This window comes from Methylibium sp. (assembly GCF_013817365.1).
Taxonomy (GTDB): Bacteria; Pseudomonadota; Gammaproteobacteria; order Burkholderiales; family Burkholderiaceae_C; genus Methylibium.
In genome coordinates this window covers 1-4,056 of the sequence record NZ_JACDCU010000382.1, presented here as the reverse complement: position 1 = coordinate 4,056, position 4,056 = coordinate 1, and the positions used below count along the sequence as shown (strand labels likewise).

The window sequence follows — 4,056 nt, the reverse complement described above, 5'->3', positions numbered from 1 at the left end:
CACGAGGGCGTTGCCATGGTCGAGCTCGACCAGCAGGCCGTACTGCGGGTGCCGCTCAGCACTGCGTACCACCCCGCCGGCAGCCGCCTGGATCGGCGTGCCGGTACTGGCCGGGAAGTCCAGGCCGGTGTGCAGGGCGCCGCGCCCGGTAAAGGGGTCGGAGCGAAAGCCGAAGCCCGAGCCGATAGGCCCGGGCACCGGTGCCGAGCTGGGCACCATCAGCGCCAGCAGCCGGGTTTCCAGCAGGCGTGACTCGGCCAGGGTGAAGATGTCGTTGCTGCGATCGGCCTGCTCGTCGATCAGGGCCAGTTCCCGGCCGAGCTGCGTCAATGAGGGCGATGCCATCGGCAGATAGGGGCCGCCGCTGCCGGGCGCCGCAGCACTCGCCGCGCCGCCCGGTGCTGGCGGCTTGTCCAGGCCCTCGAAGTCCTCGGGCTTCAAGCCAGCCAGACCGGAGACTCTCTCGCCGACGGCGTCGAGCTTCATCAGCTTGGCCTGCAACTCTCCCAGCTTCGCGGCCATCGCATCGAGGTTCTCGCGCAGATAGCGGTCGCGCTGGGCGCTCTTGTCTTCGCGCGGATCGAGGCGGGCCATCGTGTCGGTCAGCGACGAGCCGGTCGGCAGGGCCGACGAGAAAACGAGCGGGTAAGCCGCAGCCGCCAGCAGCACGATGGCGAGCGCCGCGGCCAGGATCATGCCGAAGACGTGCCGGCCGCGCAGACTCAAAACCCGGGCGCCGCCCAGACCGCTATCGGTCACTATGATTTGCATGCGATGCTCCTGATCATGGCCTTGCACCCGAACTCCACTCTCCAGGCAGCCCAGCCGATCGGAGAGGCGCTGGCGAACTGCCCGCCCCTGGCCCGGCTGCAAGCCTTGCTGCGCGACTCGAACGCCCGTTTCGAGGCCATCCGTCCTTTGCTGCCATTGCCCCTGGCAACCGAAGTGCGGGCCGGACCAATCGGGGAAGACGGTTGGGCGCTGATCGCCAGCAGCCCGTCTGTCGCCGCCAAACTGCGGCAGTTGCTGCCTCGTCTGGAGGCGGCACTGCAGCAACATGGCTGGCAGGGTAGCGGCATCCGCATCCGCGTTCAATCGAAGCAGCCCGATTGAAACGATTCGACGCAAGCCCGGCGCTCGCTCGTCCATTCCTGCACGAAGCGCCCGGGTTGCCGCAAGGCGAAAGCCGTGAGGACGATGCCGCACGCGACGAAAGGATGGTGCCGGCTGTCCGAATCGAACGGACGACCTTCCGCTTACAAGGCGGGTGCTCTACCTACTGAGCTAAGCCGGCGCGGGCTGCAATTCTAGAAGTCCCAAACCACTGCCGGGGCAACAACGCCGACGGGCTCACTTGATGCGCTTGAGTGCTGGGCGCGGGCCGCCCGGCGGAGGCTCGTTGCGCGGAGGATCGTCCTGCTCTTCGCTGCTCTGCGCTTCGCTACCGGCTGCTGCCAAGCCCTGCTCCGACGTGGGGCCGCTCGATGGGGCCAGGCGCAGACCCCGCACCACCGCTTCCATGCCTTCGACAGGCGAATCGGCACCTTGTGCGGGCGCGGGAAAAGCCATGCCCTGGCCGTTCTCCCGTGCATAGATCGCAATCACGTGATCGATGGGCACGTGAATCTCTCGCGCCGTGCCGCCAAACCGTGCTTTGAAGCTGATGAACTCGTTGCCCAGTTGAAGGCCACTGGTGGCCTCGAAACTGGCGTTCAGAACGATCTCGTTGTTCTTGACGTACTCGAGCGGCACTTGAACCGAGCCGTCGACATGCACCGCCAGATACGGGGTGAAGCCGTTGTCGGTGCACCAGTCGTGCAGCGCGCGGATCAAGTAGGGCCGGGTCGAGTTGCCCTGTCCGCCGGGAGTCACCGGGATCGTCATGCGTTGGCCTGTCGCTTACTTGCGCATCACCTTCTCGGACGGCGTCAGCGCCTCGATGTAGGCCGGCCGCGAGAAAATGCGCTCGGCGTACTTCAGAAGCGGCAGCGCGTTCTTCGACAGGTCGATGCCGTAATAGTCGAGCCGCCACAGCAAGGGCGCGATCGCCACGTCGAGCATCGAGAAGTCGTCGCCGAGCATGTACTTGTTCTTCAAGAATATCGGGGCGAGCTGGGTCAGCCGGTCGCGGATCTGCGAGCGCGCCTTCTCGAGCTGCTTGTCCGTGGCCTTGACGCCGCGGCTCTCGAGCAGGTTGACGTGCGCGAACAGCTCCTTCTCGAAATTGAACAGGAACAGGCGCACCCGCGCACGCGCCACAGGGTCGCCCGGCATCAGCTGCGGATGGGGGAAGCGCTCGTCGATGTACTCGTTGATGATGTGGGACTCGTACAGGATGAGATCGCGCTCGACGAGGATAGGCACCTCGTTGTACGGATTCATCAACGCGATGTCTTCGGGCTTGGCGAACAGGTCGACGTCGCGGATCTCGAAATCCATGCCTTTTTCGAACAGCACGAAGCGGCAGCGGTGCGAGTAAGGGTCGGTCGTGCCGGAATAAAGCACCATCATGGGCTGGCTCCTATCGTTCTCGGGGCAATCTGAAAAACAAAAGGCGCGGCGAGCCGGTCAGGCCACCACGCGTCGATCTACAAGGCTTCTCCGAAGCGCGCCTTCAGGCGCGCCGGACGGCTGCCCTCACTTCACGTCTTTCCAGTACGCGGCGTTCAAGCGCCAGGCGAAGAAAGTGAAAACGGCCAGGAACAGCAACACCCACACGCCGATGCGCGCACGATCGTTTTGCGTCGGCTCGCCCATCCACTGCAGATAGGCCACCAGGTCGGCGACCGCATCGTCGAACTCCAGCGGATTCAGCGTGCCGGGGGTGATCTGCTCGAATCCGGCTTGGCGCAGCACGCTCTTGCTCGGGTCGTGAGCGTCCTTTTCTTCAACAAAGCGCGCGCGGCGTTGGCCCTGCAGTTCCCACATCACGTGCGGCATGCCGACGTTGGGATAGACCAGGTTGTTCCAGCCGGTCGGCGTGGCGTCGTCGCGGTAGTAACTGCGCAAGTAGGTATAGAGATAGTCGGCGCCGCTGCCCTTGCCGGCCACCGCGCGCGAGCGCGCAATCACGGTCAGGTCGGGCGGCACGCCACCGAACCATTCTTTGGCCTGACGCGGGTCGAGCGCCACCTTCATGGTTTCGCCGACCCTTTCGGTCGCGAACATCAAGTTGTCGGCAATCTGGTTCTCGGTCAGACCGATGTCGCGCAGCCGGTTGTAGCGCATGAAGGCCGCGGAGTGGCAGTTCAGGCAATAGTTGACGAACAGGCGGGCACCGTTTTGCAGCGACGCCAGGTCGGTCATCTTCTCGACCGGGAACCGGTCCCAGGCGACATCGCTGGCAGCGCGAGCCGGGCCGAGCAGCGCGAAACCGGCAAGCAGCAGGGCGATCAGTTTCTTCATCTCGTGAGGCTCCTGCGACTCAATGGGCGAACGTAACGCGGTCGGGCACCGGCTTGAAGGTGCCGAGCTGGCTCCACCACGGCATCAGCAGGAAGAAGCCGAAATAAACCAGCGTGCCGATCTGGGAGACCAGCGTGCCGAGGTCGGTCGGCGGCTGAATGCCGAGGTAGCCGAGCACGAAGAAATTGGCCACGAAGACGCCGTACAAGGCCTTGTGCCAGCCAGGCCGGTAGCGGATCGAGCGAACCGGGCTGTGATCGAGCCAGGGCAGGAAGAACAGGATGACGACCGCGCCGCCCATCACGACGACGCCCCAGAACTTGGCGTCGAAGGCCAAGAGCAAGGCGATCGCCACCACGGTGCCGACGGCCACCGCAATCTTGGCGACCATGCCGAAGCGGCCTTTGACGATCGCCAGCACCGCGCCGATCGCCGCCAGCACGGCCAACACGTTGACCATCGTGCCGGTCGTCGCCCGCAGCATCGAGTAGTAGGGCGTGAAGTACCAGACCGGAGCGATGTGAGCTGGCGTCTTCAGGGGGTCGGCCGGAATGAAGTTGTTGTATTCGAGGAAGTAGCCGCCAAACTCCGGCGCAAAGAAGATGATCGCGCTGAAGATCATCAGGAACACCGACACGCCGAGGATGTCGT

At 64.7% G+C, this 4,056-nt stretch carries 5 protein-coding genes, 1 tRNA gene and 1 pseudogene; 1 reads left to right on the top strand and 6 read right to left on the bottom strand.

Annotated features, from left to right (window positions below):
- On the bottom strand, positions 1–771 hold a 771-nt coding region (locus H0W38_RS18155; protein ID WP_292456705.1), incomplete at its 3' end, for a M23 family metallopeptidase.
- Positions 772–774: 3 nt separating this feature from the next.
- Between H0W38_RS18155 and H0W38_RS18150 the strand changes: the two genes are divergently transcribed.
- Entirely contained in the window at positions 775–1,113 is a 339-nt protein-coding gene (locus H0W38_RS18150; RefSeq protein ID WP_292456703.1) for a hypothetical protein, read from the top strand.
- Between the two features lie 105 nt (positions 1,114–1,218).
- Here H0W38_RS18150 and H0W38_RS18145 read toward each other — a convergent pair.
- From H0W38_RS18145 to H0W38_RS18125, 5 genes and pseudogenes are all read right to left on the bottom strand, one after another.
- A tRNA-Thr gene (locus H0W38_RS18145) sits at positions 1,219–1,294 on the bottom strand.
- 56 nt (positions 1,295–1,350) lie between these two features.
- Positions 1,351–1,884 (bottom strand): ClpXP protease specificity-enhancing factor, encoded by a 534-nt coding sequence (locus tag H0W38_RS18140; RefSeq protein ID WP_292456701.1) that lies wholly within the window; start codon positions 1,882–1,884, stop codon positions 1,351–1,353.
- 15 nt (positions 1,885–1,899) lie between these two features.
- Positions 1,900–2,511 (bottom strand): glutathione S-transferase N-terminal domain-containing protein, encoded by a 612-nt coding sequence (locus H0W38_RS18135; protein ID WP_292448165.1) that lies wholly within the window; start codon positions 2,509–2,511, stop codon positions 1,900–1,902.
- Between the two features lie 126 nt (positions 2,512–2,637).
- Positions 2,638–3,405 carry a cytochrome c1 gene (locus H0W38_RS18130; RefSeq protein WP_292456698.1) on the bottom strand — a complete coding sequence of 256 codons (768 nt, stop codon included), beginning with the start codon at positions 3,403–3,405 and terminating at the stop codon, positions 2,638–2,640.
- Positions 3,406–3,424: 19 nt separating this feature from the next.
- Positions 3,425–4,056 (bottom strand): annotated as a pseudogene (locus tag H0W38_RS18125) (cytochrome bc complex cytochrome b subunit); the annotation flags it as partial.

What these genes read in the sequence shown, in the direction of transcription:
- H0W38_RS18135 (WP_292448165.1), bottom strand. Translation starts at nt 2,511, where the DNA reads ATGATGGTGCTTTATTCCGGCACGACCGACCCTTACTCGCACCGCTGC.
- H0W38_RS18130 (WP_292456698.1), bottom strand. Translation starts at nt 3,405, where the DNA reads ATGAAGAAACTGATCGCCCTGCTGCTTGCCGGTTTCGCGCTGCTCGGC.
- H0W38_RS18140 (WP_292456701.1), bottom strand. Translation starts at nt 1,884, where the DNA reads ATGACGATCCCGGTGACTCCCGGCGGACAGGGCAACTCGACCCGGCCC.
- H0W38_RS18150 (WP_292456703.1), top strand. Translation starts at nt 775, where the DNA reads ATGCTCCTGATCATGGCCTTGCACCCGAACTCCACTCTCCAGGCAGCC.